This window comes from Colwellia sp. MB02u-14, assembly GCF_014076915.1.
Lineage (GTDB): Bacteria > Pseudomonadota > Gammaproteobacteria > Enterobacterales > Alteromonadaceae > Colwellia_A.
The window spans coordinates 1-259 of record NZ_JACGUX010000004.1 but is presented as its reverse complement, the minus strand read 5'-3'; the positions used below and the strand labels follow the sequence as shown (position 1 = coordinate 259).

Genomic DNA, 259 nt, shown 5'->3' with positions numbered 1-259 from the left:
CCTTACGGATCTTATTGAGCTCGGTGATATCTTGTCCAACCCCCACAACCCCCACAATACGACCTGCCGCATCCCGGCGTGAAGAGGAGTTCAACAGCACATCCACCCGGTCGCCCGTTTTGGTAAACAGCGGGAATTCATAGTTAGCCGACTCTTCACCTTGCAGGGCTTTATCCAATATCCCTTTAACCGAGGCCTTGTAATCATCGGTGATAAACCCGGCCACCAGATCTTTTCCCATGACATCAATCTTAGCAAA

General features: G+C 50.6%; 1 protein-coding gene. It reads right to left on the bottom strand.

Features of this window, described 5'->3' with window-relative positions; translation table 11 throughout:
• Window positions 1-241 (bottom strand): PAS domain-containing protein (locus H4J52_RS01350; RefSeq protein WP_259367798.1); only part of this gene is annotated, 241 nt, incomplete at its 3' end.
• Window positions 242-259 lie beyond the last annotated feature (18 nt).